30 protein-coding genes are annotated in these 23174 nt (G+C 64.4%); 19 read left to right on the top strand and 11 right to left on the bottom strand.

Translation table 11 applies throughout. The annotated features are described in order from the left end of the window. Both KBZ14_RS14970 and KBZ14_RS14965 read left to right on the top strand, forming a co-directional pair. On the top strand, positions 1 to 671 hold a 671-nt coding region (locus KBZ14_RS14970; protein WP_255119147.1), incomplete at its 5' end, for a hypothetical protein. A gap of 133 nt (positions 672 to 804) precedes the next feature. Continuing rightward, positions 805 to 1521 (top strand): DUF429 domain-containing protein, encoded by a 717-nt coding sequence (locus KBZ14_RS14965; RefSeq protein WP_255119146.1) that lies wholly within the window; start codon positions 805 to 807, stop codon positions 1519 to 1521. Between the two features lie 8 nt (positions 1522 to 1529). Here the strand turns inward: KBZ14_RS14965 and KBZ14_RS14960 are convergent, their stop codons facing one another. Together KBZ14_RS14960 and KBZ14_RS14955 are read right to left on the bottom strand one after the other, a co-directional pair. Beyond that, positions 1530 to 1985: a glycine zipper 2TM domain-containing protein gene (locus KBZ14_RS14960; protein WP_255119145.1), complete on the bottom strand. Its 456-nt coding sequence runs from the start codon at positions 1983 to 1985 to the stop codon at positions 1530 to 1532. A 193-nt stretch (positions 1986 to 2178) separates the two neighbouring features. Continuing rightward, positions 2179 to 2364: a hypothetical protein gene (locus tag KBZ14_RS14955; RefSeq protein ID WP_255119144.1), complete on the bottom strand. Its 186-nt coding sequence runs from the start codon at positions 2362 to 2364 to the stop codon at positions 2179 to 2181. Positions 2365 to 2494: 130 nt separating this feature from the next. Between KBZ14_RS14955 and KBZ14_RS14950 the strand changes: the two genes are divergently transcribed. From KBZ14_RS14950 to KBZ14_RS14930, 5 genes are read left to right on the top strand one after another with little or no spacing between them, the layout of a single operon-like run. After that, the gene (locus tag KBZ14_RS14950; protein ID WP_255119143.1) at positions 2495 to 3508 is read left to right on the top strand and encodes a CobW family GTP-binding protein; all 1014 of its coding nucleotides are present in this window, start codon (positions 2495 to 2497) and stop codon (positions 3506 to 3508) included. Beyond that, complete coding sequence (locus KBZ14_RS14945) at positions 3505 to 4290, top strand: GTP-binding protein (protein WP_255119142.1); 786 nt, start codon at positions 3505 to 3507, stop codon at positions 4288 to 4290. Before KBZ14_RS14950 ends, KBZ14_RS14945 begins: the two co-directional genes overlap by 4 nt. Positions 4291 to 4295: 5 nt before the next feature. Beyond that, the gene (locus KBZ14_RS14940) at positions 4296 to 5114 is read left to right on the top strand and encodes a metallophosphoesterase family protein (protein WP_255119141.1); all 819 of its coding nucleotides are present in this window, start codon (positions 4296 to 4298) and stop codon (positions 5112 to 5114) included. Beyond that, positions 5114 to 5824, top strand: coding sequence for a phosphoesterase (locus KBZ14_RS14935; protein WP_255119140.1), 711 nt, complete (start codon positions 5114 to 5116; stop codon positions 5822 to 5824). Before KBZ14_RS14940 ends, KBZ14_RS14935 begins: the two co-directional genes overlap by 1 nt. Continuing rightward, on the top strand, positions 5821 to 6510 hold the full coding sequence (locus tag KBZ14_RS14930) for an alpha/beta fold hydrolase (RefSeq protein ID WP_255119139.1): 690 nt from the start codon (positions 5821 to 5823) through the stop codon (positions 6508 to 6510). The genes KBZ14_RS14935 and KBZ14_RS14930 overlap by 4 nt, the downstream gene beginning before the upstream one ends. 134 nt (positions 6511 to 6644) lie before the next feature. On the opposite strand, the gene KBZ14_RS14925 is transcribed toward KBZ14_RS14930, so the two are convergent. The 5 genes from KBZ14_RS14925 to KBZ14_RS14905 are packed head-to-tail and all read right to left on the bottom strand — an operon-like array spanning position 6645 to position 11408. Continuing rightward, complete coding sequence (locus tag KBZ14_RS14925) at positions 6645 to 7538, bottom strand: metal ABC transporter permease (protein ID WP_255119138.1); 894 nt, start codon at positions 7536 to 7538, stop codon at positions 6645 to 6647. Then, positions 7531 to 8301 (bottom strand): metal ABC transporter ATP-binding protein, encoded by a 771-nt coding sequence (locus tag KBZ14_RS14920; RefSeq protein ID WP_255119137.1) that lies wholly within the window; start codon positions 8299 to 8301, stop codon positions 7531 to 7533. Before KBZ14_RS14920 ends, KBZ14_RS14925 begins: the two co-directional genes overlap by 8 nt. Positions 8302 to 8307: 6 nt before the next feature. Then, the gene (locus KBZ14_RS14915) at positions 8308 to 9270 is read right to left on the bottom strand and encodes a metal ABC transporter substrate-binding protein (protein WP_255119136.1); all 963 of its coding nucleotides are present in this window, start codon (positions 9268 to 9270) and stop codon (positions 8308 to 8310) included. Positions 9271 to 9307: 37 nt separating this feature from the next. Beyond that, positions 9308 to 10417, bottom strand: a complete 1110-nt coding sequence (locus KBZ14_RS14910; RefSeq protein WP_255119135.1) for a WD40 repeat domain-containing protein — start codon at positions 10415 to 10417, stop codon at positions 9308 to 9310. A 7-nt stretch (positions 10418 to 10424) separates the two neighbouring features. Further along, positions 10425 to 11408, bottom strand: a complete 984-nt coding sequence (locus KBZ14_RS14905; RefSeq protein ID WP_255119134.1) for a CobW family GTP-binding protein — start codon at positions 11406 to 11408, stop codon at positions 10425 to 10427. A 91-nt stretch (positions 11409 to 11499) separates the two neighbouring features. On the opposite strand from KBZ14_RS14905, the gene KBZ14_RS14900 reads away from it, so the two are divergent. The 10 genes from KBZ14_RS14900 to KBZ14_RS14855 all read left to right on the top strand — a co-directional run bounded on the left by KBZ14_RS14900 (position 11500) and on the right by KBZ14_RS14855 (position 18131). After that, a complete protein-coding gene (locus tag KBZ14_RS14900; protein WP_399211184.1) occupies positions 11500 to 11901 on the top strand; it encodes a Fur family transcriptional regulator in 402 nt (133 codons plus the stop codon). Next, a complete protein-coding gene (locus tag KBZ14_RS14895; protein ID WP_255119132.1) occupies positions 11894 to 13087 on the top strand; it encodes an FAD-dependent oxidoreductase in 1194 nt (397 codons plus the stop codon). The genes KBZ14_RS14900 and KBZ14_RS14895 overlap by 8 nt, the downstream gene beginning before the upstream one ends. Before the next feature lie 186 nt (positions 13088 to 13273). After that, the gene (locus KBZ14_RS14890; RefSeq protein ID WP_255119131.1) at positions 13274 to 13651 is read left to right on the top strand and encodes a hypothetical protein; all 378 of its coding nucleotides are present in this window, start codon (positions 13274 to 13276) and stop codon (positions 13649 to 13651) included. Positions 13652 to 14040: 389 nt separating this feature from the next. Next, positions 14041 to 14220: a DUF8681 family protein gene (locus KBZ14_RS14885; protein WP_255119130.1), complete on the top strand. Its 180-nt coding sequence runs from the start codon at positions 14041 to 14043 to the stop codon at positions 14218 to 14220. A gap of 110 nt (positions 14221 to 14330) precedes the next feature. Beyond that, complete coding sequence (locus KBZ14_RS14880) at positions 14331 to 14456, top strand: hypothetical protein (protein WP_255119129.1); 126 nt, start codon at positions 14331 to 14333, stop codon at positions 14454 to 14456. 782 nt (positions 14457 to 15238) lie between these two features. Continuing rightward, positions 15239 to 15724: an SLOG family protein gene (locus tag KBZ14_RS14875; protein ID WP_255119128.1), complete on the top strand. Its 486-nt coding sequence runs from the start codon at positions 15239 to 15241 to the stop codon at positions 15722 to 15724. A 57-nt stretch (positions 15725 to 15781) separates the two neighbouring features. Then, on the top strand, positions 15782 to 16435 hold the full coding sequence (locus tag KBZ14_RS14870; protein WP_255119127.1) for a siphovirus Gp157 family protein: 654 nt from the start codon (positions 15782 to 15784) through the stop codon (positions 16433 to 16435). Between the two features lie 184 nt (positions 16436 to 16619). Continuing rightward, the gene (locus KBZ14_RS14865; protein ID WP_255119126.1) at positions 16620 to 17396 is read left to right on the top strand and encodes an RAD52 family DNA repair protein; all 777 of its coding nucleotides are present in this window, start codon (positions 16620 to 16622) and stop codon (positions 17394 to 17396) included. Further along, positions 17393 to 17740, top strand: coding sequence for a nucleotidyltransferase domain-containing protein (locus KBZ14_RS14860; RefSeq protein WP_255119125.1), 348 nt, complete (start codon positions 17393 to 17395; stop codon positions 17738 to 17740). The genes KBZ14_RS14865 and KBZ14_RS14860 overlap by 4 nt, the downstream gene beginning before the upstream one ends. Further along, the gene (locus tag KBZ14_RS14855) at positions 17727 to 18131 is read left to right on the top strand and encodes a HEPN domain-containing protein (RefSeq protein WP_255119124.1); all 405 of its coding nucleotides are present in this window, start codon (positions 17727 to 17729) and stop codon (positions 18129 to 18131) included. The genes KBZ14_RS14860 and KBZ14_RS14855 overlap by 14 nt, the downstream gene beginning before the upstream one ends. 50 nt (positions 18132 to 18181) lie before the next feature. On the opposite strand, the gene KBZ14_RS14850 is transcribed toward KBZ14_RS14855, so the two are convergent. Continuing rightward, on the bottom strand, positions 18182 to 18475 hold the full coding sequence (locus KBZ14_RS14850; RefSeq protein ID WP_255119123.1) for a hypothetical protein: 294 nt from the start codon (positions 18473 to 18475) through the stop codon (positions 18182 to 18184). Between the two features lie 464 nt (positions 18476 to 18939). On the opposite strand from KBZ14_RS14850, the gene KBZ14_RS14845 reads away from it, so the two are divergent. After that, complete coding sequence (locus KBZ14_RS14845) at positions 18940 to 19155, top strand: hypothetical protein (protein WP_255119122.1); 216 nt, start codon at positions 18940 to 18942, stop codon at positions 19153 to 19155. A 228-nt stretch (positions 19156 to 19383) separates the two neighbouring features. Here KBZ14_RS14845 and KBZ14_RS14840 read toward each other — a convergent pair whose 3' ends face one another. The 3 genes from KBZ14_RS14840 to KBZ14_RS14830 form a co-directional block, all read right to left on the bottom strand. Next, positions 19384 to 19989, bottom strand: a complete 606-nt coding sequence (locus KBZ14_RS14840) for a thermonuclease family protein (RefSeq protein WP_255119121.1) — start codon at positions 19987 to 19989, stop codon at positions 19384 to 19386. Positions 19990 to 20000: 11 nt separating this feature from the next. Next, on the bottom strand, positions 20001 to 20654 hold the full coding sequence (locus tag KBZ14_RS14835; protein ID WP_255119120.1) for an HD domain-containing protein: 654 nt from the start codon (positions 20652 to 20654) through the stop codon (positions 20001 to 20003). Positions 20655 to 20716: 62 nt separating this feature from the next. Then, on the bottom strand, positions 20717 to 21286 hold the full coding sequence (locus tag KBZ14_RS14830; RefSeq protein WP_255119119.1) for a helix-turn-helix domain-containing protein: 570 nt from the start codon (positions 21284 to 21286) through the stop codon (positions 20717 to 20719). A gap of 165 nt (positions 21287 to 21451) precedes the next feature. On the opposite strand from KBZ14_RS14830, the gene KBZ14_RS14825 reads away from it, so the two are divergent. Further along, on the top strand, positions 21452 to 23056 hold the full coding sequence (locus KBZ14_RS14825) for an ATP-binding protein (protein WP_255119118.1): 1605 nt from the start codon (positions 21452 to 21454) through the stop codon (positions 23054 to 23056). Positions 23057 to 23174 lie beyond the last annotated feature (118 nt).

Here is a 23174-nt window from a genome sequence, read left to right as displayed (position 1 = left end):
CCGGTGGGTTGAGCGCCTCGGTGGTGCAGCTGCCCGAGGGGCAAGACGCTGATGGCTTGCTCCGGGCTCAGGGGCCAAAGGCCATGGAGGGCTTGATCGCCTCTGCCCGGCACTGGCTGGAGTGGCGTCTTGATCGTCTCTTGGCACCTCTGACAGCGAGCACCGGTGAGGCATCACTCGAAACCCTGCAAGCGGTCGAGCGTGACGGGATGGCCTTGGTGGAGCAGCTCCCTGATGGGGTGTTGCGTCGCTCAGCGGAGCAGCGGCTGGACGTGGCTCTACGCGGTAGCGGCGAGCAGACCTTTGGGACCTTGCCTCCTGCCGTTGCTGTTGTTCAGCCGTCCGCCACGACAGCCCGCCATCGCGCTGAACGCCGCGCCCTGCGGTTGTTTGTGCATGCCCCGGAATGCCGTGAACTGCTGCAGTGCCTCGCGTTTCAGGACCACGCCTGTCGGGCGGCCATGGAGTGGTTGAACAGCCTGGCGCTGGTGGCCATGGAGGGCTCCATTGCTGTGATGGCGCTGGAGTTGGCGGGCCACCTTCAAGGCGCCGTGCAAGTCGAGGTCAATCAGGCCGCCGCACCTGGACCTGATGTGATCGCGGTCTTGCACCGCGCTCATGAGGTTGAACTCCAGGCCGTCCTGGATGCACTCGAGCCAATTACGACTTGAGCACTCAGACCCCGACCCTGTTTTTAGGACGCAGGACGGTGAAAGCGCGTCAGTAACTGATTGGCAGGAGACGGTTGACCCTCAAGGGGGTCGATGGATAGGGGCCAGAGTCTGAACAGGTGCTCCCTCGCTGATGCTTGCCCTGATCGGCATCGACTGCGCCACGCAGCCCAACAAGGTGGGGCTGGCGCTGGGGGAACTGGACGGCGAGCGGGTGCGGCTCAAGACCTGCAGAACCGCGAGCCCCAAAGAGAGGCCGGAATGCATCGTCGCTGGCTGGATCAAGCAAAGCGAGAGAGCCTTGCTGGCCCTCGATGCCCCACTCGGCTGGCCGATCGCCCTGGGGCAGGCCCTGACGGGGCATCAGGCAGGAGCAGGCATGGATGCCAGCGCCCATGCCCTTTTCAGGAGACAGACCGACGACGCCATCCATGAACGTTTCAAGAAGCGCCCCCTGGAGGTGGGAGCCAACTTCATCTCCCGAACGGCTGTTGCGGCGCTCGATTTGCTCGAGCAGCTCAGGCGCAGCTCTGGTGAGCCGATCCCAATGGCCTGGTCTCCAACAGATCTGAACACCATCGCTGCCATTGAGGTCTATCCGGCTGCAACCCGGCTTGCTCATGGTTCACCGGGCAAGGGGGGCTCGATGGATGGACTGGAGCACTTGTTGGATCTCTCCGATCTGGGCGGCAGGCTCCCGGCATCTGCCGACGCCATCGATGCCCTGGTCTGTGTGCTCGCAGCAGCGGATTTCATCCGAGGAAAAGCACGGCCTCCTGTGGATCTGGAGACCACCAGGCAGGAGGGCTGGATCTGGACGGCGGAAGGAGCAGACCCAGCCTGCGCTTGAGCGGCTGCTCACCAAGGCAATGGACCCCGACCCGCAGCTGTGTTGCAGCCCACCTGCGATCCCAGAAGTGCTCCGAGGGGAATGGCCCAGGCACGGCCGTCATCGCGTGACATGGCATAGGCAACAGCGCCACCGCCAAGGCCACCGATCAGGCGGCCGGTGTTGCAGCGCTGGGCCTGTTGCTCCGGGGTGAGGGGCGGGGTGCCGTAGGCCTGGTACCGGTTACCCACTGGTGCTCGATCCCCCGAGCCGTAGCCATTGCCGGCATCGCCCGTCCACCAGGGGCGCGGGGGTGCAGGGGGAGCGGGATAGTCCTCAACGCTGCCAGTCCAGCGGGACTGCGGGATGGGCCAGGGGCGCGCCACCGCGATTTGCGGCACCAGAGCGCCGATTGCGGCTGAGACGCCGAGGCAGCTGAGTGCCGCCTGACGCCGCCAACGGCGCTGCAGAGCGATAAAGGTCATGACGATCTGGTCAGTGTGTGAGGAGGCCAGAGGGCAGCGGCGCTGCTTGACCTGTCACCAGCCAAATCCGATCAACCAGAAGAAGAGTGACTGAACCTTGATCAGGATCTGACCAGATGCGACCAACTCTCGACCTCGACGTTGTTGATCGAGGCTGTCCACAGTCTTGGATCCATCCCCCGGAAGCCGTCGGTCAGGACTGCGACCTGAGGTACGCCTCGATCATCAGCTCCATACCCTTCTGGGTGCGGCCATGGCGGCGAAGGCCTTGATCGGCCCAGGCCTGGTCCAGTTGTTCGCGCAGGGCCTCCGGAATCCAGCAGGAGAGCATCACTTTGCCGTCGCGACTGGAGGTGCAACGGCGCTCGGTCGTAGCCATGGAACCCTTGTGCACATGTGCACAAACTACGATCCCGCCGCCGAGCTCGCGGCATCCCCTGGCCACAGGGGCCCTTGATCGCCCAGAATGAAAACCGTTCTCGCAGGTGTCGGGTTCGATGGAGCGGCAGATGGCTCAGATCCCGGTCACGGTGCTCACCGGCTTTCTGGGCGCCGGTAAAACCACGCTGCTCAATCACATCCTGAGCAACCAGCAAGGTCTGCGCAGCGCCGTGCTCGTGAATGAATTCGGTGAGGTGGGCATCGACAACGAGCTGGTGGTGGCCACCAGTGACCAGATGGTGGAGCTCAGCAATGGCTGCATCTGCTGCTCCATCAATGGGGAACTGCAGGATGCCGTCCATCGCGTCCTGGAGCGCCCGGAGCCCCTGGATTTGATCGTGGTGGAAACCACGGGGCTGGCCGATCCCCTGCCGGTGGCCATGACCTTCATGGCCGGCGACCTGCGGGATCACCTACGCCTGGATTCGATCATCACCCTGATCGATGCCGAAAACTTCAGCGCGACGTCCCTGGACAGCCCGATCGCCCGTGCCCAGGTGGTCTACGGCGACATCCTCCTGCTGAATAAGGCGGACCTGGTGGATGAGGCTCGTCTGGCGGAGGTTGAGGCGGAGCTGCGGGCGATCAAAACCGACGCCCGCATCCTGCGGGCCAGTCGTGGGGATGTGCCGCTGGGATTGCTGCTGAGCGTGGGCTTGTTCGAGAGCGATCGCTTGGCCGCCTTGCAGGCGCGAGAGGACGACCACGCGACACACCAACATCACGACCTCCACGACCATCACCATCACCACGACGCGGGGGGCCATGACCACGCGCACACCCCGGAGCTGGAGGGGTTCAGTTCGGTGAGCCTCTCGGTTGAGGCCCCCTTCCATCTGCGTCGCTTCCAGGACTTCCTCGACAACCAGCTGCCCGAATCGGTGTTTCGCGCCAAGGGCGTGCTCTGGTTCCGTGAGAGCGATCGCCGCCACCTCTTTCACCTTTGCGGCAAACGCTTCACCATTGACGATTCCGACTGGCCTGAGCAGCAGGCGCGCCACACCAAGGTGGTGGTGATCGGCAAGGATCTCGATCAGCCCACCCTCAAGGCCCAGCTTGAGGCCTGTGTCGCGGCGCCATGAGCCACACCGTGCTCCTTTCCGGGCCGCCTGGCTGCGGCAAGACCACGTGGATCCTCAGTCAGATCCAGAGCCATTCGGGACCATCTGGCTATCTGCGCCTTGCGGGCTATCCCGACGAGGGTCTCGCCCAGGCCAGAGACGGCGGGATTGATCTGGCCTACCTGCAAGACCAGTGCCCGGAGCTGCTGGATCTGGGCGATCCGGATCTGGCCCTGGCACCCCATCCCGCCGGCCTGCTCGCGCTGATCGAACTGCCCCAATTTCATCCACCTGCGCAGACCGGACTGGCAGGGATGGATCGGCGGATTTTGCCGCAGCTGGAAGCCCTGCATCTCACTCCCGATCACCATCTGCAGTTCGGTCGAGACCCTGAGCTGCCCCGACAGGACACGCTGGACTTCAGCCATCTGCAGGCCTGGAGCCTGAACCTCAACGCCACCGTCTGGGATCCCGACAGCCTGAGCAGCTTCTGGTTCGAACTCGTGAATGGGGCCTATGGCGATGTGTACCGCGCCAAAGCCCTGATGAACCTGCCGGACGGCCGGGCCTTCTTCTGCAACTGGATGGTCAGCCAGGAGGGATCTCAGTTCCTGCCCCTGCAAACGCTCGCCCCACCTGACGGTCGCCCGGAGCGCCTTTCGCGCCTGGTGGTTCAGGGGAGGGACCTTGACCCAGCGGCGATCGAGGCGACCGTGCGCGACTGCCTGCTCAGTGATGCCGTGCTCGAGCTGCAACAGGCTCCCCTGCGTCAACGCCACACCCCACCCACTCGTTCTGCCTGATCGCCATGGCTCACGCCGTGATCTCCTGCCTGCACGCCAACCTGGCCGCCCTGGAAGCGGTCCTGAGCGACATCGATCAACGGGGCATCACCACCATCACCTGTCTGGGGGATCTGGTGGGTTACGGCCCCCAGCCCAATGAGGTGGTGAACCTGGTTCGGGAGCGTTCCATCCCCAGCTGTCAGGGCTGCTGGGATGAAGACATCATTGAGGGGCTGAATGCCTGTGAATGCAGCTACCCCTCCCAGCTGGCGGAACGGCGCGGTCATCAGGCCCATCAATGGACGGCCGAGCAGCTGAGCGAGGAGAACAAGGCCTTCCTCGCCAGCCTGCCGATGACCTTGCGACGCGATCGGCTGCTGTTTGTGCATGGAAGCCCCAACAGTCAGCACGAATACCTACTGCCGGATATGGACGCCTTTGCTGCTCTGGAACGGGTCCAGACGGCCGACGCCGACACCCTGTTCTGCGGCCATACCCACCGCCCCTACGTGCGAGAGCTGCGCGATGGCGTCATCCGCGTGCGGGTGCAGACGCCGGCGGATCCGCAGGCAGCCGCCGAGCGTGAGATGGCCTTGCCCGTGCGCCGCATCGTCAACGCCGGCTCCGTGGGTGAACCGCGACACGGCAACACCCACGCCACCTATGTGATTCACGACGAGGCCACCGGCAACGTCGAGATCCGCGAAGTGCCTTACGACGTGGAGCGCACCTGCAGGGCCATCGTTGAGGTTGGACTGCCGCCGGTGTTCGCCTGGCGTCTGCGCCATGGCTTTGAGTACGCCGAGCGGGCCGATGACGCCAGCCACGTGTGTGAACGCTGATGGCACGCTGGGCACTGGTGAGCGGGTTGCAGGGCGACCTTGCGCTCTACGAGGCGATTCAACGGGATCTGCGCCAGCTGGGTCGAGTTGACACCCTGTTTGTGTTGGGTGATCTGATTGGTCCCGATCGGGATGCCAATGCTCTCCTGGATCGGCTGCAGGATCCCCGCCGAGGTGAGCTGGCGCCTCAGTGCATCTACGGCTGGTGGGAAGACCAGTTGCTCGCCGAACGCGGCTATCGCGGTGAACGGCGGGCTGACCCTCTGCGTCAGCAGTTCGGCCAGGCTGCCGTGGAGGCCCTGCAAGAAGCCGTGGATCCAGGGCATCTGGCCTGGCTGGCAGCCCTGCAGTTCGGCTTCATTGAACTGGATTGCGCCCTGCTGCATGGCAGCTCCGCCGATGTGGGCGATTGGTTGGGGCCGGAGAGCTCACCGCTGTTGCTGTTGGATCGCCTCACCCGCATGGATGTGAATCGCCTGTTCACCGCCCGTAGCGGCGAGCAGTTCTGCGTGGAGCTGGCGGGCGGGGGGATCGCGTCCACCGTGCGCGATCTGGCCGGTGAACGGCAACTTCAGCAGGTGGTGCCCCAGCGGAAGGTGATCGGCATCGGCGGTGGGCTCCGCTACAGCCTCTACGACCCAGGCAGCGAGCGGATCGCCTTCCGGAGCGTGGGCCAACAGCCTGGATCCCGCGGTCGGGGCTTCGCATGACACCGGCATTCGGGGGAACCGCCGAACGCCTCCAGCTGGATCTGGGAGGTCATCGCCTGGGGGTCATCCTGGAGCGTTCCGGGCCCCGATCGGCACCGCTCTGGTTGCTGCTGCCGGCGCTGAGCACCGTCTCCAGTCGTGGCGAGTGGAAGCCCTTGGCGAAGGCCGTCGGTGATCAACGCCATCTCGTCAGTTTTGACTGGCCGGGTTTCGGTGAGAGCGATCGCCCAGCCATCACCTACGACGCGTCTTTCTTGCGTTCTGCACTCCGGGCCGTGTTGTCCTATCTGCGTGCGATCCACCCAGGTCGCATCACCGTGGTGGCAGCCGGCCACAGCGCATCCATTGCCCTGGGCCTGGCTGGTGAATGGTCGGCTCGTTGGCAGAGCCTGGTGGCGGTTGCCCCCACCTGGCGTGGGCCACTTCCCACCATGACCGGCTGGCCGCCCCAACAGTTCAGCTGGCTGCAGCAGGTGATCGCCGCACCGCTGATCGGACCGGCTCTATACCAGCTCAACACCAGCCGAGCCGCTCTCAAGCTGATGTTGCGGCGTCATGTCTGGCTGGACCCTGACCTGTTGACCCCACAGCGGATTCGGGAGCAACAACAGCTGGCCCGCCGCCCGGGGGCGCGCTTCGCGAGCGTGGCCTTTGTGAGCGGTGGCCTTTGTGAGCGGTGGCCTTGATCCAGCGGTCGATCGAGCCTGGTGGCTCCAACAGGCTCGGATGCTGCAATGCCCTCTGCAGCTGGTGGTGGCCGCCCAGGCACCACCGCGCTCGCGATCTGAAATGGAAGCCCTCGCCGCAGCGGCGGATCAGGTCAGTGTGGTTCCGGGGCGGCTGGGCCTCCACCAAGAATTTGGCGCCCTCCTGGCCCGGCAACTGCTGGGGAACGTCGCGTCGATTGACTGATCACCAACGCCACCACAAAGCCCAGGAATTGCACCATCACCACACACGGGCCTGAGGGCAGGTTCGTTAAACCCGATCCCAGTAACCCCACCAGGGCGCACCCTCCTCCCAGAAGAGCTGAACTGACCACATAAACAGGAAAGCGACGGCTGAGCAGGCGGCCTGCGCAAGCAGGAATCACCACAAATGCACTGATCAGCAAGACACCCACCGCTTTGATCGAGACCGCCACAACCACCGCCAGCAAAACAATGAAGGCCAGGCGGTGCCAGCCGCTGCGCACACCCATCGCCCCGGCGAGATCGGCGTTGAGCGTGAGCAGAACCTGAGCGCGAAGGCTCAGGCTCAGATACAGCAAAGCAACCAGAAGCAATCCACCGATCACGCCGAGATCCACCCAGCTGATGCCCAGAATGTCGCCGAACAGCAGCTGTTGAATCCCACCGCGATAGGTCTCCACCAGACTCAGGGCAAGCACAGCAGCCGCCAGCGAGCTCGAATACACAATGTTCAGCAGTGCATCGGTGGGCAAGGCGCTGCGTTGCACCAGTTGATGCACCAGCAAGGCGAAGACCACGGCAAACGGAATCAACACCAAGGTGGGATTGATCCCCAGCAAGATGCCCACGGTGATTCCCAGCAAGGCCGAATGGCCAAGCGCATCGCTGAAGAACGACAGCTGGCGCAAGACTGCAAAGCTGCCCAACAAACCACCCAGGCTGCCGGTGAGTAGACCTCCCACCAGGGCACGTTGCATGAAGGGTTCGGCCAGGATGGAGGCCAGGGCGGCGGCGTCAGCCATGGTGCTGATGCCGGTAGGTGATCATGTGGGGCCCGTAGAGCTCATTCAGGCTCTGGGGGCTGAGGGCGTGATCGGGGCTGCCACTGCAGCGCAACCGCCGATTCAGGCAGAGCACCTGATCACAGCTGCGGCGCACCATATCGAGATCATGGGAGATCTGCAACACCGTCCACCCTTCCTGACGCCGCAAGTTGAACAGCAGCTGTTGGAAGTGCTCATTGGAGGGCGCATCCAGGCCCGCCTGAGCCTCATCCAACACCAACAACTGGCGGGGGCGCACCACACAAAACGCCAGGAGAACTCGCTTGAGTTGACCGCCTGAGAGCTCACTGAGCAAGCGCTGGCCCAGTTCCTCGCAACCGGTGCGCTGCAAGGCCTGTTGCACCGCAACATGGCGGTTGCGCTGATCCTTCCAGGGAAGGCGCAGCCCTGGGGGGTCAAAGCCGAAGCCGACGAACTCCGCCACGGTGAGCGGGAAACGCCCTTGCAGAGCCAGAGTCTGGGGCACATAAGCGATCTGGGCCCGGACGGCTCGAGGCAGCTGCCCATCGATGCCCAGCGGTTGCCCAAGGATTTCCACCGCACCGGATCGCCGGGGCACCAGCCCCAGCAAGGCGGCCACGAGGGTGCTTTTGCCGGCACCATTGGGCCCCACCAGGGCGGTATCGCTTTCCGGGGCAAGGGCGAAGGTCACGCCCTCCACCGCAAGCCGGCCGCTCCGCTCAACGCTGAGATCTTGGACCTGCAGGACGGGCTGACGCATCAGGACTCAGCCACCAAAGGCCTGGATGAGATCGGCCACATTGCGGCGCATGACCACAAAGTAGGTCTGAGGGTCGCTGGCGGACTGGTCTGAACCCGTTTCGAGGGGGTCGAACACGCTGATCTTGATGCCCAGATCCTTGGCGAGGGTGTTGAAGGAGCGCTGACCCTCCTGCGGTTCGCTCAACAGGGCCTTGAGCTGGGTTTGCCTGACCTCGGCGGCCACCCGCTGGAGGTCAGCAGGGCTGGGGTTCAGCTCCGGCACATCCACCAGGAAATCAGCCTTGAGGTTGTAGCGCTGGGCGAAGTAAGGGGCGAAATCGTGGAAGGCAATGAACGTCTTGCCGCGATAAGGCTTCAGTTCGGTGGCGAGTTCATCGTTCAGCGCCCGCAGCTCTGCGGTGTAGGCCGCTGCATTGCGCTTGTATCCCTCAGCGCAGCTGGGGTCGGCTTTGACAAGGCCATCGCGGATGGTTTCCACCTGCTGAACAGCCCGCAGCGGATCGAGCCAGATGTGGGGATTCACCGCTCCATGGGCATGTTCATGGCCCTCGTCCTCTCCATGTTCATGGCCGTGCGCCGCTTCTTCTTCCGGCGAGTCGATGGTGGCAATCCCGCGGCTGGAATCAATCACAGCCAGCTGGCTGTTGCCGGCGGAGGCCACCAGCTTGTCGAGGAAGCTCTCCATCTCCAGCCCGTTCTTCACGAGCACGCGGGCCTGGCGCAGCGCCGCCAGATCTCCTGGCTTGGCCTGAAAGTCGTGGGGGCCTGTGGTCGGTGGGACCAACGCCTTGACCGTGGCGCAATCCCCGGCGACGGCGCGGGTGAACAGGGTGATCGGCAGGAAGGTGGTGACCACCTCGATGCCCGTCGTCTCGGAGGGCTGATCAGCCTGTCGCGGAGCGCCACAGGCCACGAGGGATGCAGCCAGGAACAGGGCGCCAGGCAGGCGCCAAAACCGCAGACCCATCACCATCTGAAACGCCATAGCGATAATCGTTCTCATCTTATGGATTGGCTTTGAAGCCGCCACCGGCCCGTGCATTCGAGCGCTCCGCCGCTGGTGTCGTCACCGGCCACAGCCACCAGCGCCCCTGGGCATCACCAGCCGCCAGATGCCGTCCATCGCCACGCCAGCCGAGGTTGTTGAATCCGGCTCCCTGACCTTCCAGCACCTGAAGCAAGTGCCCTCTTCCGTTCCACAGAGCCACCGTGCCGTCCACAGAGGCGCTGGCCAACAAGGTGCTGCCTGGAGCGAAGGCCAGTCCGCTCACCCGGCGTTGATGACAGAGCAAGGGCTCAGGGCGCCAGGCCTTGGCGCCCTGGTTGATCTGCGTCCAGAGGATCACGGAGTCGGCCGCAGCGCTGGCCAGCAGGGGAGCCAACCGTCCTGATCGGTCGCTCCAGGCCAGCAGGCGCACCTTGGCGGGAAAACCACTGAACTGCCAGGGTTGACCAAGGCAGTGCTCGGGCCAGACCAACAGCGAACGATCGAGAAGCCCACAGGCCAGATGGTGCCCGGGACCGGAAAAGCTCAGCGCCAATCCAGCTGAGGCGATGCTGTTCCGCAGCGGTGGTTCGCCCGAGGGCGCTTCTGCAGGTCGCCAGAGGGTCAGCTCCCCTTGGCAGCTCGCGGCCAGCTGCCCCCCGTCGCGGCTCCAGGCCAGCGATTGCACGCTGCCCGGCAGAGCAAGCGGGTCTTCACGCCATTGCCGCAGTGCTCCATCCCAGAGGCGGACCTGCCGTCCGCTGGCCACTGCGAGCAACAACCCATCGGGTTGCCAGGCCGCTGCATCGATCCAGCCACCGCCCAGAGCCATGGGGTCCATCGCCAGGGGCCTGACTCCTGTGCCGCCCAGCTCCCACAGCAACAGCTCACCGCTCTGGCCGGCGGCCATCAGGAACTGGCCGTCGTCGCTGAAGCCCACCACATCGAGGCTGCTGTTGTGCTCGCCCCGCAACAGCTCCTCGCAGCCGGCGCGGAAATCGAGCAGGAGGAGTTCGCCACCGGCGCTGGCGATCGCCAGAAACTCTCCATCGGCCGACCAGGCCAGGGCCGTGATCGGTTGCTGCAGATCCCCGCAGAGCCGCTCGCTCACCAAGGGCGCCTGTGCCATGGCTGAGTCAGGCCACACAGGCTGCGAAACCGGCCCGCAGGTCATCGTGTTCCAGATCGCGACCGATGATCACGAATTCGGTACGGCGCCGCTCACCGTCGTGCCAGGGACGATCGAAGTCACCGTCGATCATCATGTGCACCGACTGGAGCACATAGCGCTCATCCTTACCAGCCAGCTGGAAGATGCCCTTCATCCGGAACAGATCCGGTCCGCGGCTGCCCACCAGATCAGAGATCCAACGGCCGAGCTTTTCGAGGTCCATGGGTCGCTCCTCGACCAGGGCCACCGAGCTCACGGCAGCATCGTGCTCATGGTCATGCTCCTCGGCCAGGAATCCTGGATCCAGACTCAGGGCGCGCTCCAGTTCAAAGGCCTCAACACCGAGGATCTGATCCATCGGCACATTGGCCATGTGGCTCGTGAGCAGACGGGCCATGGGGTTGATCGCCCGTACCCGCTGTTCCACCAGCTCCCGTTCGGCGTCATCCACGAGATCGGCCTTGTTGAGCACGAGCACATCGGCGAACGCCAGCTGCTCCTGGACCTCTTCGCTGGACCAGTGTTCCTGGACGTGGAGCAGATCCACCAGGGTCACCACCGCATCGAGCCGCAGCTCATCGCGCAGGTCTTCATCCACAAAGAAGGTCTGGATCACAGGGGCTGGATCCGCTAGCCCGGTGGTTTCAATCACCAGGTGGTCGAAACGGTCGCGCCGCTTCATCAGGTTGCCGATGATCCGGATCAGATCACCGCGCACGGTGCAGCAGATGCAGCCGTTGTTCATCTCAAAGATCTCTTCATCGGCATCCACCACCAACTGGTTGTCGATGCCCACCTCACCGAACTCGTTCACGATCACCGCCACCTTGAGCCCGTGCTCGTGGGTGAGGATCCGGTTGAGCAGGGTGGTCTTCCCGGCCCCGAGGTAGCCGGTGAGCACGGTCACCGGTAAACGCTCAGCGGCGGGAACGGGGCTGGAGAAGGCCATGGCCAGAGGAGCCGGATCACAGTCCGACTGGGAGTAAGAATGGTTCTCGTTCTAGCAAGACCTGAGGTTCCGGTCAGGCTCGATGGGCTCCGTGATCACCCAACCCCGCCAGCAGCACCTGCTTCATGTGCTCCAACAGGCTGAGTGCGAGCTGAGCGCCCAGGCGCTGCATCAGCGCCTCAGGGCCACCAACCGCTCCACCGGGCTGGCCACGGTGTATCGCGGTCTCAAGCTGTTGCAGCAAGCCGGGCTGATCCGATCCCGCAAGCTCGCCAATGGCGAAACCCTCTACGCCCCCGTGGAGCGAGACGACCACCACCTCATCTGCGTGCAGTGCGGCGCGATCCAGGCCTTGCCGCACTGTCCCCTGGGCACCACTGGTTTGGGCCTTGGCGCTGTGCTGTTGCAGGGGTTCAGGCCGCTGTTTCACACCTTTGAGGTTCATGGCCTCTGCAGCCGCTGCCAGCACCAGGAGGCCTGTCTGGATGGCTGATCTGGTGATTGCCGGTGCCGGGCCTCACGCGCTCAGCCTCTGTTGCCAACTGCTGCAGAAACGACCGGCCTTGCGCCGACGCCTGCGCATCCTCGATCCGAGTGGCCACTGGCTGAACCGTTGGCAGCGGCAGATGCGGCAGTTCGAGATTCCCTGGCTGCGCTCACCCTCGCCGCACCATCCTCATCCCAATCCGAACGCCCTTCGCAGCTACGCCTATGGATGTCATCGCAGCGGTGAACTGGAAGGGCCCTATGGCCAACCCCATACCGGGTTGTTCAACACGTTCTGCATGCAGGTTGCCGAGGAGTTCGGCCTGGCTGATGCCGTAGAGCCCCTGGCTGTGGAGGCTGTGGTTCTCGGCCGCTCCTCTCGCGATCGGCTTGGACTGACGTTCAGCGATGGATCCCAGCAGGAGGCACGTCATCTGGTGGTTGCCACTGGACCCACAGCTCCTGTGTTGCCCTGCTGGTTGAACGGGCTGGCAGACGGGGGCTACCCGAGCCCTGCCTTGCAGCACAGCCAGAATGTGGACCTTGAGGCTTGCGGCGATCTCAAGGGGCAGGACATCCTGATCGTGGGTGGCGGCCTTACCAGCGCACACCTCAGCCTTGGTGCGATCAGGCGTGGTGCGCAGGTCACGCTGCTGATCCGCCGCAACTTGCGGAGCAAACCTTTTGACGCCGATCCCGGCTGGCTGGGGCCGAAATACCTCAAGGCGTTCCAGCGCGAAACCTGTATGCGTCAACGCTTGCAGGCGATTCAAGGTGCCCGCGATGGAGGCTCCGTCACTCCACCATTGGTTCATGCCCTCACGCAGGAACAGAACAGCGGCAGGCTTTCCCTGTTGGAGCACGCCCAAGTCCAGGCTGCCAATTGGCTTCACGGTCGCTGGATCGTTCAGTTGCAGGGCAGCGGCGCTGAACTCTCAGCGGATCGTCTCTGGCTGGCTACAGGTCATCACGGCGGTGTCAGTCACCATCCCTTGGCCGCTCAACTGCAGCACCAACGACCGATTGAACTTGTTGATGATTGGCCCGTGCTCAACGACGATCTGCGTTGGCCGCGGACGCCTGTGCACCTGATGGGTGCCTTGGCCTCACTCCAGTTGGGCCCTGCGGCTCGCAACCTGTTCGGAGCGCGAGAAGCTGCCCAGAGGATTTGTCGGACGTTAATCAAGGCCTGATCAATCGGACTTCACGCAACCGCGCTGGACGTTGCGCGCTGACCCCGCGGATTAGGTGGCAACGCTGTTTGGCCCTTAGGAAGCATCGGAGAGGGGTCTGATGTGACTGTCGTGTTGCAGCTGAACCGATGATGGGTTCTCCTCCTGTTGCACCAGCTTCCAGTGCTTCGCCATCTGAGCTCCCTCTTGCTTCTGGCTGCTTTGAGCGGAGCAGCGCAGGCCGCTCCCTTCAGCTACGACCCCGTGTCGTTTGCGGGCTACGCCAACCAGGTGTTCAAGAACAAGGGGCAGAAGATCTTTGTGCGCAACCTTGGAACCTGCATGCGGGAGGGCAAAGACCGCAGCGGCTACCGCTGCCTGAGCGGTGAGCTGCTCCAGGATTTGCCCACGCAAAAGGGGCGAAACTTCTGCAAACTCGATGCGCTTTGGTACGTACCTCTGAGCAAGAGCGTTCAGTACCGCACGGCCAGCTGTCAGTTCAAAGGCGATCAACAGCGGATGATCGAGGGTGGTCAGCAGTTGCTTCGCAAAGGGCTCGAGCAACTGGAGAACTACAGCCGATAAGTCGGCGAGGTGCGCCCCTCCCTCGCGATGAGGAGGAGAGAGTCTATGCGCGGCGGCAGTCGTTGTTCCTACGCAAGCGGTGTGCTCCGGTGCTGACACAGAAACGGACCTACCGGTTTTGCTGCCTCGCTAGCCGATCAGCCGGGCTGACGCACGATTGCTGGAGGGACGCTAGATAGTGAAGTCGAATCGCGATCCCTCCGCGTTTGAGCGGCGACTGTTCCAATACAACTCAGTCAGGCTGAGCGGGTGCTCAGGCACGGGGTCGGGCGTCTGCCGCTACGACTACCAGCGTGGCGACCAACACTTTGTTGTTGTGACTGTCTCGGGCCTTGATGGACATGGGATCGTCCACAACACCTTTGAGATGGAGTGAGCTTCACGTGGTGATGGATCATCTGAACGCCGGCTACTTGCAGCTGGGCCTGTTTGCTCTGGCCTTCGGTGGTTTGCAGATCTGGTGGATCAGCAGCACGCTTCGTGGCCGGCGCCGGGCCAGGCCGATGAATCAGCAGGAGTTCAAGCGGAGCCTGGAAAGGATCTGGGCCCGGGAAGAGCAGCGCCCGTGAGGCCTTGGATTGTGTTGGTCTCAGCCGCCTTGATTGGAGGGTGTGCCACCACGCCATCGGTTTGCCTCGATGGTGGGCGATCCTGCGCGGCGGCCCAGGCACCGGCCGGGATGCGCAGTGTTCGCAAAGGCCACCGGATCATCCGCGCCGACTGGCTGGAGAAGACCAACAAAGAATCGGGTGTTCCTGATATCGGCATCCGGGCCGAGTGGGCACCGCTGGTGGAGCGGGAGTGAATGGAGCAGCGATAGAGCTGACAATCCACCATGCCTTCAGCAGCATCGTGGTGTTGCAGGTTCACGACACGTGCTCGCAGGAAGTTTGGCCCTCCTGATCGGCCTGAGTGATGTCCAGATCCAAGGGATCTGTGCTCGATGGAGCAACCGCCGCATCAACGGATCTAAGGCCTACGGGATGCTTCAGCTCAAGAAGTTGCCTCCAGCTCCCTACCCCGGCGCGACACAGGCTGACCGTATGGATGCTGCTGTGGCACAAGTGTGCAGATCCCGGCTACAGCTTCCGGGAACCTAGTTCGTTGCAGCAAGCGCACGCCGTAAGCGCTCAGTCGCCACCCGGCGGCGGAATTTGAGGATGTCACACGGCTCCAGGGCTGCGCGAGCCGGCGTAGCCGCTGCGCGGACACCGGCCCTGGCGCTCGCGTGATCATTATTTTTCTTGCCGCCGCCGGGAAGTGTGGCGTTGCTTCATCACGCACAGCGTCTTCCCGCGGCTGCGGTGGCCCGGCGCCTTGGGGCCTGTCTGATGCTCCTAGAAGCGGCTGTGGTGGCTGCGTTCTGGGCGCTTGATGGGTGCTCGGCTTTCAGAAGAGTTGCCCCGCTGCTGATGCCCTAGGTGCCTGGATCTAGAGCCGTAAAGATTCAAGAAGAGAGCACGCAAAGCCCCGTCTCAGCTGGCGCATAGTACGCCCGTACTGATACAATAAAGAGGTGATCAAGGGATGGCCTCCGCTGTAGCCGGAGCCCTTGAAAAGAAATCCTTCTGCGCTCTTTTTCCTTCCATGCTTTCTCTTGCCCAGGCCGCCGCATTGGTGCCGCCTGATGGTTCCCTTCTCGGCTCGCTGTTCCTCCCTGGTAGAGGCCAGCTGGTGATCGTGGCCGGTGGTGGCCGTGATCTCACCTGGCCCTCCGAATTGATCGCCACCCATCTCCTGCGTGCCACCCGTGGCCGCCTGGTACAGGCTCTGCTCCATGGCGCTGCCCGCGGCGCGGATCAAGCCATCGCCGCCGCTGCCGATCAGCTCGGTTGGCTTCAGATCGCCTGCCCTGCTGCCTGGCGCGAGCACGGCCGCGCCGCTGGGCCGATCCGTAACCGCCAGATGCTCGATCGCTCATTGGATCTGGCCTCCGCTCTCCCCCTGGGCGCTGGCCTTCTGGTGATCGGCTTCCCCGGTTCCCGTGGCACCGCCTCCCTGGTGGATCAGGCCCGCCGCCTCAGCCGGCGTTCAGCCATCCCGATCGAGGTGATCCAAATCCCTGCGGCATAGGCCCGCTGCTCCATTTCCTCCTCTTCCTCCTTTCTCCTCACACCCACCCCCCAAGCCATGTCTGTCGCGATTCCCGTCACCACCCCTCCAGAGCTCACCCCCCAGCTCCCCACCCTCTGGGAGCTCGGCGCTGATCTCCAGGCCGAAACCTCCTGGATTGCTCGCCTATCCGAACGTCTCGACACCGAGGACGACGACGAGCGCGCCCTCGCCATTGCTGATCTCGAGGAATCCCTCGCCCTCGAGGACAACAAACGCGATGCCTTCCTGCGCAAAGCCGATGCCACCTGTTGGGTGATCGAACGCCTCCGCGCAGAAGCGAACTACCACTCCGGCCAATCCAAGCGCTTCTCAGTCCTCGCCAAGCGAGAAGACAACCGCGCTGACGCCCTCGAATCCACCCTCATCCACCTCCTCTCTCGCCTCGACCCATCCGCCACCGCCCACAACCTCCTCGATCACCGCCTCACCTCCCGCACAACAGAAGCCATCGAGATCGACGACCCCGATCTCCTCCCCCCAGATCTCCTCACCACCCAAACCACCACCACTCCCAACAAAACCTCCATCAAGGCCCGCATCCGCTCCGTCATCTCCTCCGCCATCTCAGGCCTTCCCAAAGCAGAAGCTGCTCACCTCGCCTTCTCCCTCTCCGCCACCGCCATCCCCGGCGCACGCCTCATCAAACGCCGCCATTGGTCCATCACCTAGCCCCCAGGGGGGCCTCGATATGGGGTTTTGCAGTGGCGGGCCCCACTCCCTTTTCTCACTCCACACACACCGATTCATCGCCATGGCCATCACCTCAACCGCAACCTCAACCGCAACACCTGCGACCCACTCGGCTCCCATCCGCCGCAGCGTCACCAGTCGGCCAGCTTCTGCGCTTGAGCAGTTGCGCGCATCCCTCAGCCAAGAGGCAGATGGTGCTCAACCATCGCCCCCACCGGCGACACCCCACGACCAGGGTGCCCTTGGTTCCGTAGCCGGCTTCTCCACACGGCAGATCGCCCTGCTTTCTGCTCCGCTCGATCGCGCCAACGTGCGCCAGCGGGAGCAGGGCCGCAGCCGGGTGAGCTATCTCGAGGGTTGGCAGGTGATCGCAGAAGCCAACCGCATCTTTGGTTTTGACGGCTGGCAGCGCTCCACCCTGATCAGCCGCTGCGTGGCCGAACACGAGCGTCCGATCGGTCGTGATCGCAAAAGCGGCTGGGGTGTGACCTACATCGCCCGCGTGCGCATCACCATCACCGCCGGCCACCGCACGCTCATCCGTGAGGGCTCCGGCGCCGGCCATGGCATCGATACCGACCTGGGCCTGGCCCATGAATCGGCGCTCAAGGAAGCCGAAACCGATGCCACCAAACGGGCCCTGATGACCTTTGGCAATCCCTTTGGCCTGGCGCTCTACGACAAGCAGCAACGCCAGGTGAGCAGTTCAGCTGCGGCCACCGATGGCCCACTGGAACCTACAGCGATCACGGCCCTGCAGGAGCGGATCAAGGCCCTGGCCCCTGCTCACCTCGAGGCCTTCTCCAGGGGCTTCCGCTCGGCCTTCCAGGTGCCCGATGCCCAGCCCTCCCTGGCGGGGTTGATCACCACCAGCCGCCACCAGCGCTGGATTGAGGGCTTCCTGGCGGAGGTGATCGAACCCAGCAGAATGGCCTCATGACCGCGTTGAACGCGCCATCGATCGAGCAGCGGCTGACAGCGATGGCAGCCCTGATCCACCAGGCCATTCCTGGCAGTGAAGTTCGCCTGTTCGGCTCCAGGGCGCGCGGCCAGGCCGGGCCTGACTCCGACATCGACCTGCTGATCACCGCACCGGATAGCTGGCTCGAGAGCCATCACCGCTTTGAAGTGCTGAATGCTCTCTGGGACCAGCTCGCCCAGGCGGATGTCTCCCTGGATCTTCTGCTCTACTCCCAGAGCGAATGTGAGGCCCGCTGCCACTGGCGCAGCCACGTGATCGGCCGCGCTTATCGCGAGGGGAAGCTTCTCCATGGCCCTCTCTGAGGCGGAGGGCCTGCTGCGGATTGCTGCTGCAGACCTTGAGACAGCAGTGGCATCCAGCGATCCGACCGTGTTTCGAGAAGGCGCATGGGGCTTCTGGCTGCAGCAGGCGGTGGAGAAAGCCCTCAAGGCCTGGTTGCTCCACCTGGGGGAGGGCGAGCTGCCGCTCACGCATGACCTGCGGCGGTTGCTCCGGCTGCTGGCAGCTCACGCTGCGGTGGCGAGTGACTGGAGCGATCTCGGCGTTTTGACTGTGTACGCCGTGCAGTTCCGTTATGACGCCGATCCAACGCCGCTGGAGCTGGAGCGCACTGCGTTCAATCAACGGGTGAATGCGCTCGTTCTCCACGTGGAGCAGCTCCTGCGACCACCATCTCCACCACCGCAGGCCTGATCCGCCCCCCGGGAGCAGCAGAAAAGGCCGGCCAGGGGCCGGCCCTGCCCTCACCTGAGCCCTGCGCCTACAGCAGCCTGATGGGCAGCCACCTCAGCTTCCTGATCGGCCTCAATCACCCGATCAATCGCCTCCACCCGGGCGAGGAACAACGCCATTGCCGGCAGGAGCTCCTCCTCCAACAGGGTGATTTCTTCCTCCCCATAGGGGTGATTGACCCAGGGCCTGGGGATCAACAGCCCCCGGGCGGTGTGGGTGGCGAGGAGCATTTCCACGGCCCGGTAGCAGGACTCCACCAGGGCCACCGGATCCTCGGGGCCATACCCCAGAACATGCGTAGCCATAACGAACTAACGCCCTACGGCGCAGCGACGGGACGCCTGCAGGACTGCCCCGCCAGTCAAGGGGCGAGTCCTCCAGCCGATGCGCGGTGAGCACCGGCAACGCCGGGGCGATCGCGCCACAGCAACAGCTCACTCGCCTCGCGTCAGCCCTTGACCAGGGGCGATCCTGAAGGTGCCCGGCGCGGCGCTTCCTGCGGTGCGTCTCGAGCTGGTGGGGTGCATCTGGCGGACTGCTCACCACTGGTGATCCGCTCACAGCCGCCGGTCTTGATGCTCTCCCAACGGTCCGCACCAACGTTTGGCTCACTACACAGCCGCGGCAGCGCGTGCCATGGAAGCGGCGTGGCCCCTCTCAGCGTGCCCACTGCGTCAGAGGCGGCAAGGATCAGGCCAGGCCGCTCCGCGGTCCTTGCCGCCTCCGCCACAGCGGGCCTCGGTCGGGGTGTTCCACGCCGTTTCCTTCCATGGCACGCCCCACCGCTCCCTGCTGCGAGATCCGCACCCTGGTGCTCCACACCTACCCCGATGGCATCAAGGCCTATGGCCATGAGCGCATCACCACCCCCATGGGCCGTCGCGGCAAGCCCGTCAAAAAGCTGCGCCTGATCCCGGCGGAGAAGGCCTATGCCCTGGCCCGTCATTTCCAGGGCCGCTTTGGCACCACCGTCTCGGTGATTTGAGGCGCTGCAGGGAGGCTCCGCCTCCCGCCGGCCGGTAACTCCGGCCGGTTGTCTCAGTGCTGGCGGTGGGTTTGGCGGACTGTGATCCACGGAACCTGGCGCACTGCAGACGCCCTTGGCATGGTGAAGGACCCAGGGCTTTCCTCCGATGAGCTGGTCCGAGCTGGAGCGTTTTGTGGCCGAAGTGGAGGCCGACGTTGCCCTGCAGCGGGCGCTCCAGCACTGCCGCTACCCCTTCAGGCTTTCACAGGCCTCCCCATCACCATCCCCATCGAGATAGCTGTGCCCCTGCCGCAGCAACACCTGCGCCTGGGCATAGGAGCCGATCTGCTTGCAGGTGTAACGCCGGCCCGATGGCGCAGAAGAGCTTGAGCTGGGCTTTCGTTGGCGGGACCTGTACTCCCACGGCCGCTGCACACCGCCGCTCACGCCCCACACTCCTAGCCCTTTGAGCCGCGCCTCGGTTTCCAGGCGGCTGTAGGTCTGCCGGACGCAGCCCTGGATGTACTGCCAGTAGACAAACGCTGCACCGGAAGCCACCAGGGCTTGGTTCAGGTTGCGGCCGCCTCGGGTGAGTTCGGCCACGGCGCGGCCGTAGCGATCGGTGGCTTTGATGCGGAGCTCCACGCTGCTTCCAACCGGCGCCAGGGCCTGCAGTTGTTGCCGGGCCTGACTGCCAAAGGGAGCCTGGCTGGATTCCGGAGCATCGATGCAGGCCAGGCGCACGTTCAAGGTGCGGTTGCCCTCGCGTACCCGCATGGTGTCGCCATCGCCGATGGAGAGCACGGAGGCCGTCCGTGTCTGGGCGAGCAGAGCAACAGCTGCCAGTGGCATGACCAGGGTGATCACGCTTCTTCTGCCGCCAAGCGTTCCGCATACCCCGCCGCCCACACCGCTGGAGCCAACCCACCGGGTACCAGCCGCCGATAGCTCTCGCTCGCGAGCACCTCACTCACCGACTCACCAAGGCGTTCCACCGAGCGGCTTTTCGGTAGGCGGTGCTTGAGCTGTTGATGCATCCGCAGCAGGTACCAGGCCGATCCCTCAAGGCCGGCGTTGAATTTGCTCCACATGCCGGGATCGCGTCGGGCATCGAGCACCATGTCGCCGGCGTTGTGGGCCTTGTCGGCCGCCGTCACCAAGAGAGACGCCTCGGGCTTGTGCTCGAGGGAGGCGATGTAACGGGTCTTGCGCAGCAGCCAGGGCTCCTTCTCCCCTCCACCAGGCGTGCCGTTGGTGTCGGTGCAATCACGCACGATGTCCGCGACGGCACTGCCAAAGCGCTCGGCGATGGAGGTATGGCTCTGGCCGGCGTCCTCAATCGCGTCGTGCAGCAGAGCGGCGATGGCCTGGTCTTCCGTGCCCCCGTCTTCCCACACCAGGGCGCTGACGCTGATCAGATGGGAGATGTAGGGGATGGCCTTGCCTTTGCGGCGCTGATCCCGGTGGATCTGCTCAGCCCAGAGCAGTGCTTCCCCGTAGCGGGCGCTCACGCTCATCGAAGCCTTGGCTGAGGGATCACCATCCTGCGGTGCTTGGGCTGGTTTTGGTTGGGCGTTGGTCATGGCAGCTCCATCCAGCCGCAGACGCGGCTGCAGATCTCGAGCACCAGCGGATCCCGCCGGCAGATCAACACCACAGCGCCGTTGCGAGCGCTACGCACCTCAACCAAGGCCAGGGATGCGGCCTCTTCAGCGGAGAGCTCTGGCACCTCCTCCACGGCAATCGCATCAAGCAACTCCAGGGTCAAGAGCGGGCGCCATTGATCCTGCTGTTGGCGGCCCATGCGCACCCATTGGGCCCAGGGCACGCCGGAGAACCCCGCCTCGAGCTCCCTGCCACTACCGATCCGCAACACCCCACCGGCCAGCCGGTGGTGGTTGATGCCGCGCCTTAAGAACGGGATCCAGGGGGCATCGGCAAAGCGGCGGCCTAACGGCGCATCGCTCTGGCGTGCAAGCCCAAGGTCGCGAGCAACCGAGCGGTAGCGGCGGCTCACGCTCGGCTGCGACATGGTGAGCATCTCCGCAGTGGCGGTGGTGCTGCCGGTGAGCTCGAGCAGATCGAGCATCACCAGATCCCTCAGGGACGACGGGATGCGGTAGGGCCGGGAATCGGCAGTGGCGCTCATCAATGCGCAGTGGATGGCTCCGCTCAGCTTTTGCGGCCAAGGCGCGATTCAGCCCAATGTCCGTGCGAAGAACCCCGGCTCCGGTAGCGCCCGATCGTTCTTCGCAGGGCAGGGCCGGCAAGGCCGGGCCGGGATGCCCATGATGCGAACACCTTGGCTGTGGACATGGCCGCCGCGCTGCGCTGCCACCTACTGATCGGCCCGCCTGCCAGCGGTAAGACCACCATTGCGGCGTTGCTGGCGCCGTTGCTTGACGCCGAGCTGTTCTCCACCGACCGCATCCGCGAGGAGCTCTACGGCGACTCGATGATCCAGGGCCATTGGCATGAGGTGGAAGAGCGCCTGCACGCCGGTGTGCAGCGCTGCGTGGCCGAGGGCCGCTCGGTGTTGATCGACGCGACCCATGCGCGGCGTCCCTGGCGCCTGGCCTTCACGCAGCGGCTGGAGCTTGCTCGTCCGGTGGAGTGGATCGGCTGGTGGCTGCGCACGCCCGTCGAGGTGTGCCTGGAGTGGAACCAACAGCGCGCGCGCCGGGTGCCCGAGTTGGTGGTGCAGCAGTTCGCAGCGGCCCTGAACGACCGCGACTTCCAGCCCGACCGCCAGGAAGGTTTTGCTGCACTGGTGGACTTCGATCCCTCGCTTGGCGCCGATCTCAAAGCGGATCTTCAGCTGGAGATCGCTCGCCTCGATAAACGCATCGCCGCAGCCCGCAACCGCGAGCAGGCCAAAGAGCTGCACGGCTACTCACGCTTGTTGGATCTGGAGCGACTGCTTTATCTGATGCAACTGCTCAGCCGCTTCCCAGGGCTGAGCGCTGGTGATGCCACCACCCGCGCCGAACTGGAGGCGATCTGCAATCCGCTTCCAGAAGGCTCGATGGCCCAGAAGGCGGCGGCGTTGCTCGCTCAGTTGCGGGGCGAGTGCTACGGCGATGTGGAGGCTCTCGAAGCTGATCTGCTCTGGCTGCAGAGCCAAGGGTTCCTTGATGCAACGCCCACGCAGCAACCCCTGGAGCCGCCGATGGCCCCGGTGGAGCTGAGCGAGAAAAACCTCGGTGGGTGGCCGCCGATGGCGGACCGCAGCGTGTTCATCCGCGTGTTTTCACTGCTGCGCCATCTGTTGCATCACCCCTTTGATTGCGAAAAGGGCGTGCCGCTGCCCGAACACCTGATTGCCCAACTGGCTGGGGTCTACATGCCCGGTGAGGCCTCCACCCTGCGCAAGGACGTGGAGCGTGTGCTCACGCCATACGGCTTCCGGACCCGCAATGACAACGTGCGCCACGGCTACGGCCTGGGAACGGCGGTGCTTTCCGCCGCGCGCCTGCGGGAGGTTCATCAGGTGGTGAGTCAGGCGGCGGGGCGACTGGGGGATCCCACCGCTCAGGACCTGTTGGCTGAGCTGGATGAACGCTTGCGCTGGGGAGGTGTGCTGCGCGAAGACGAGCTGCCGGTGCGGGTGTTCGCCAACCGCTCGATCGTGCATCCCGATCTGGTGCGCCGCGACTCGCTGGCGGTGCCCGAACAGGCCGAGAAGCTCGAGGCGGCGATCGCAGGCGGTCAGCGCGTTCTGCTGGAGCGCTTCAGTGATGCAGCCGAGCACGGCGAGGAGCCCCGAGATGCCATTCGGGTGTGGCCGTTGCAGCTGCTCTTTCACAACATCGGTTGGTATCTGGCCTACGAGGACGACGCCATTGGCCATGACCACGGCCTGATCCGCACTGAGCGTCTCGATCGGCTGGCTCTGCGCCAGGTGGAGAGCCAGGGCTGATTCAAAGTGTGTCACAGGCGCTCTGGCCGGGGCTGTCAGCATGGGTTGAGCTGAGCGGGCTTGCCCCTGCTTTGTGCCTGAAACTGCTGCTGCCGCAACCGATCTCGATCTGATCAGC

This window comes from Synechococcus sp. HJ21-Hayes, from assembly GCF_024345835.1.
In the GTDB taxonomy this organism is placed as follows: Bacteria; Cyanobacteriota; Cyanobacteriia; order PCC-6307; family Cyanobiaceae; genus Vulcanococcus.
Note: the sequence above shows the minus strand (reverse complement) of the source record. Positions and strands in the feature narration are given on the sequence as shown.

Excerpts from the sequence above, each read along its gene's own strand:
- KBZ14_RS14965 (WP_255119146.1), top strand. The coding sequence starts at position 805 with ATGCTTGCCCTGATCGGCATCGACTGCGCCACGCAGCCCAACAAGGTG.
- KBZ14_RS14960 (WP_255119145.1), bottom strand. The coding sequence starts at position 1,985 with ATGACCTTTATCGCTCTGCAGCGCCGTTGGCGGCGTCAGGCGGCACTC.
- KBZ14_RS14955 (WP_255119144.1), bottom strand. The coding sequence starts at position 2,364 with ATGGCTACGACCGAGCGCCGTTGCACCTCCAGTCGCGACGGCAAAGTG.
- KBZ14_RS14950 (WP_255119143.1), top strand. The coding sequence starts at position 2,495 with ATGGCTCAGATCCCGGTCACGGTGCTCACCGGCTTTCTGGGCGCCGGT.
- KBZ14_RS14945 (WP_255119142.1), top strand. The coding sequence starts at position 3,505 with ATGAGCCACACCGTGCTCCTTTCCGGGCCGCCTGGCTGCGGCAAGACC.
- KBZ14_RS14940 (WP_255119141.1), top strand. The coding sequence starts at position 4,296 with ATGGCTCACGCCGTGATCTCCTGCCTGCACGCCAACCTGGCCGCCCTG.
- KBZ14_RS14935 (WP_255119140.1), top strand. The coding sequence starts at position 5,114 with ATGGCACGCTGGGCACTGGTGAGCGGGTTGCAGGGCGACCTTGCGCTC.
- KBZ14_RS14930 (WP_255119139.1), top strand. The coding sequence starts at position 5,821 with ATGACACCGGCATTCGGGGGAACCGCCGAACGCCTCCAGCTGGATCTG.
- KBZ14_RS14925 (WP_255119138.1), bottom strand. The coding sequence starts at position 7,538 with ATGGCTGACGCCGCCGCCCTGGCCTCCATCCTGGCCGAACCCTTCATG.
- KBZ14_RS14920 (WP_255119137.1), bottom strand. The coding sequence starts at position 8,301 with ATGCGTCAGCCCGTCCTGCAGGTCCAAGATCTCAGCGTTGAGCGGAGC.
- KBZ14_RS14915 (WP_255119136.1), bottom strand. The coding sequence starts at position 9,270 with ATGGGTCTGCGGTTTTGGCGCCTGCCTGGCGCCCTGTTCCTGGCTGCA.
- KBZ14_RS14910 (WP_255119135.1), bottom strand. The coding sequence starts at position 10,417 with ATGGCACAGGCGCCCTTGGTGAGCGAGCGGCTCTGCGGGGATCTGCAG.
- KBZ14_RS14905 (WP_255119134.1), bottom strand. The coding sequence starts at position 11,408 with ATGGCCTTCTCCAGCCCCGTTCCCGCCGCTGAGCGTTTACCGGTGACC.
- KBZ14_RS14895 (WP_255119132.1), top strand. The coding sequence starts at position 11,894 with ATGGCTGATCTGGTGATTGCCGGTGCCGGGCCTCACGCGCTCAGCCTC.
- KBZ14_RS14885 (WP_255119130.1), top strand. The coding sequence starts at position 14,041 with ATGGATCATCTGAACGCCGGCTACTTGCAGCTGGGCCTGTTTGCTCTG.
- KBZ14_RS14880 (WP_255119129.1), top strand. The coding sequence starts at position 14,331 with ATGCGCAGTGTTCGCAAAGGCCACCGGATCATCCGCGCCGACTGGCTG.
- KBZ14_RS14875 (WP_255119128.1), top strand. The coding sequence starts at position 15,239 with ATGCTTTCTCTTGCCCAGGCCGCCGCATTGGTGCCGCCTGATGGTTCC.
- KBZ14_RS14870 (WP_255119127.1), top strand. The coding sequence starts at position 15,782 with ATGTCTGTCGCGATTCCCGTCACCACCCCTCCAGAGCTCACCCCCCAG.
- KBZ14_RS14860 (WP_255119125.1), top strand. The coding sequence starts at position 17,393 with ATGACCGCGTTGAACGCGCCATCGATCGAGCAGCGGCTGACAGCGATG.
- KBZ14_RS14855 (WP_255119124.1), top strand. The coding sequence starts at position 17,727 with ATGGCCCTCTCTGAGGCGGAGGGCCTGCTGCGGATTGCTGCTGCAGAC.
- KBZ14_RS14850 (WP_255119123.1), bottom strand. The coding sequence starts at position 18,475 with ATGGCTACGCATGTTCTGGGGTATGGCCCCGAGGATCCGGTGGCCCTG.
- KBZ14_RS14845 (WP_255119122.1), top strand. The coding sequence starts at position 18,940 with ATGGCACGCCCCACCGCTCCCTGCTGCGAGATCCGCACCCTGGTGCTC.
- KBZ14_RS14840 (WP_255119121.1), bottom strand. The coding sequence starts at position 19,989 with ATGCCACTGGCAGCTGTTGCTCTGCTCGCCCAGACACGGACGGCCTCC.
- KBZ14_RS14835 (WP_255119120.1), bottom strand. The coding sequence starts at position 20,654 with ATGAGCGTGAGCGCCCGCTACGGGGAAGCACTGCTCTGGGCTGAGCAG.
- KBZ14_RS14830 (WP_255119119.1), bottom strand. The coding sequence starts at position 21,286 with ATGAGCGCCACTGCCGATTCCCGGCCCTACCGCATCCCGTCGTCCCTG.
- KBZ14_RS14825 (WP_255119118.1), top strand. The coding sequence starts at position 21,452 with ATGGCCGCCGCGCTGCGCTGCCACCTACTGATCGGCCCGCCTGCCAGC.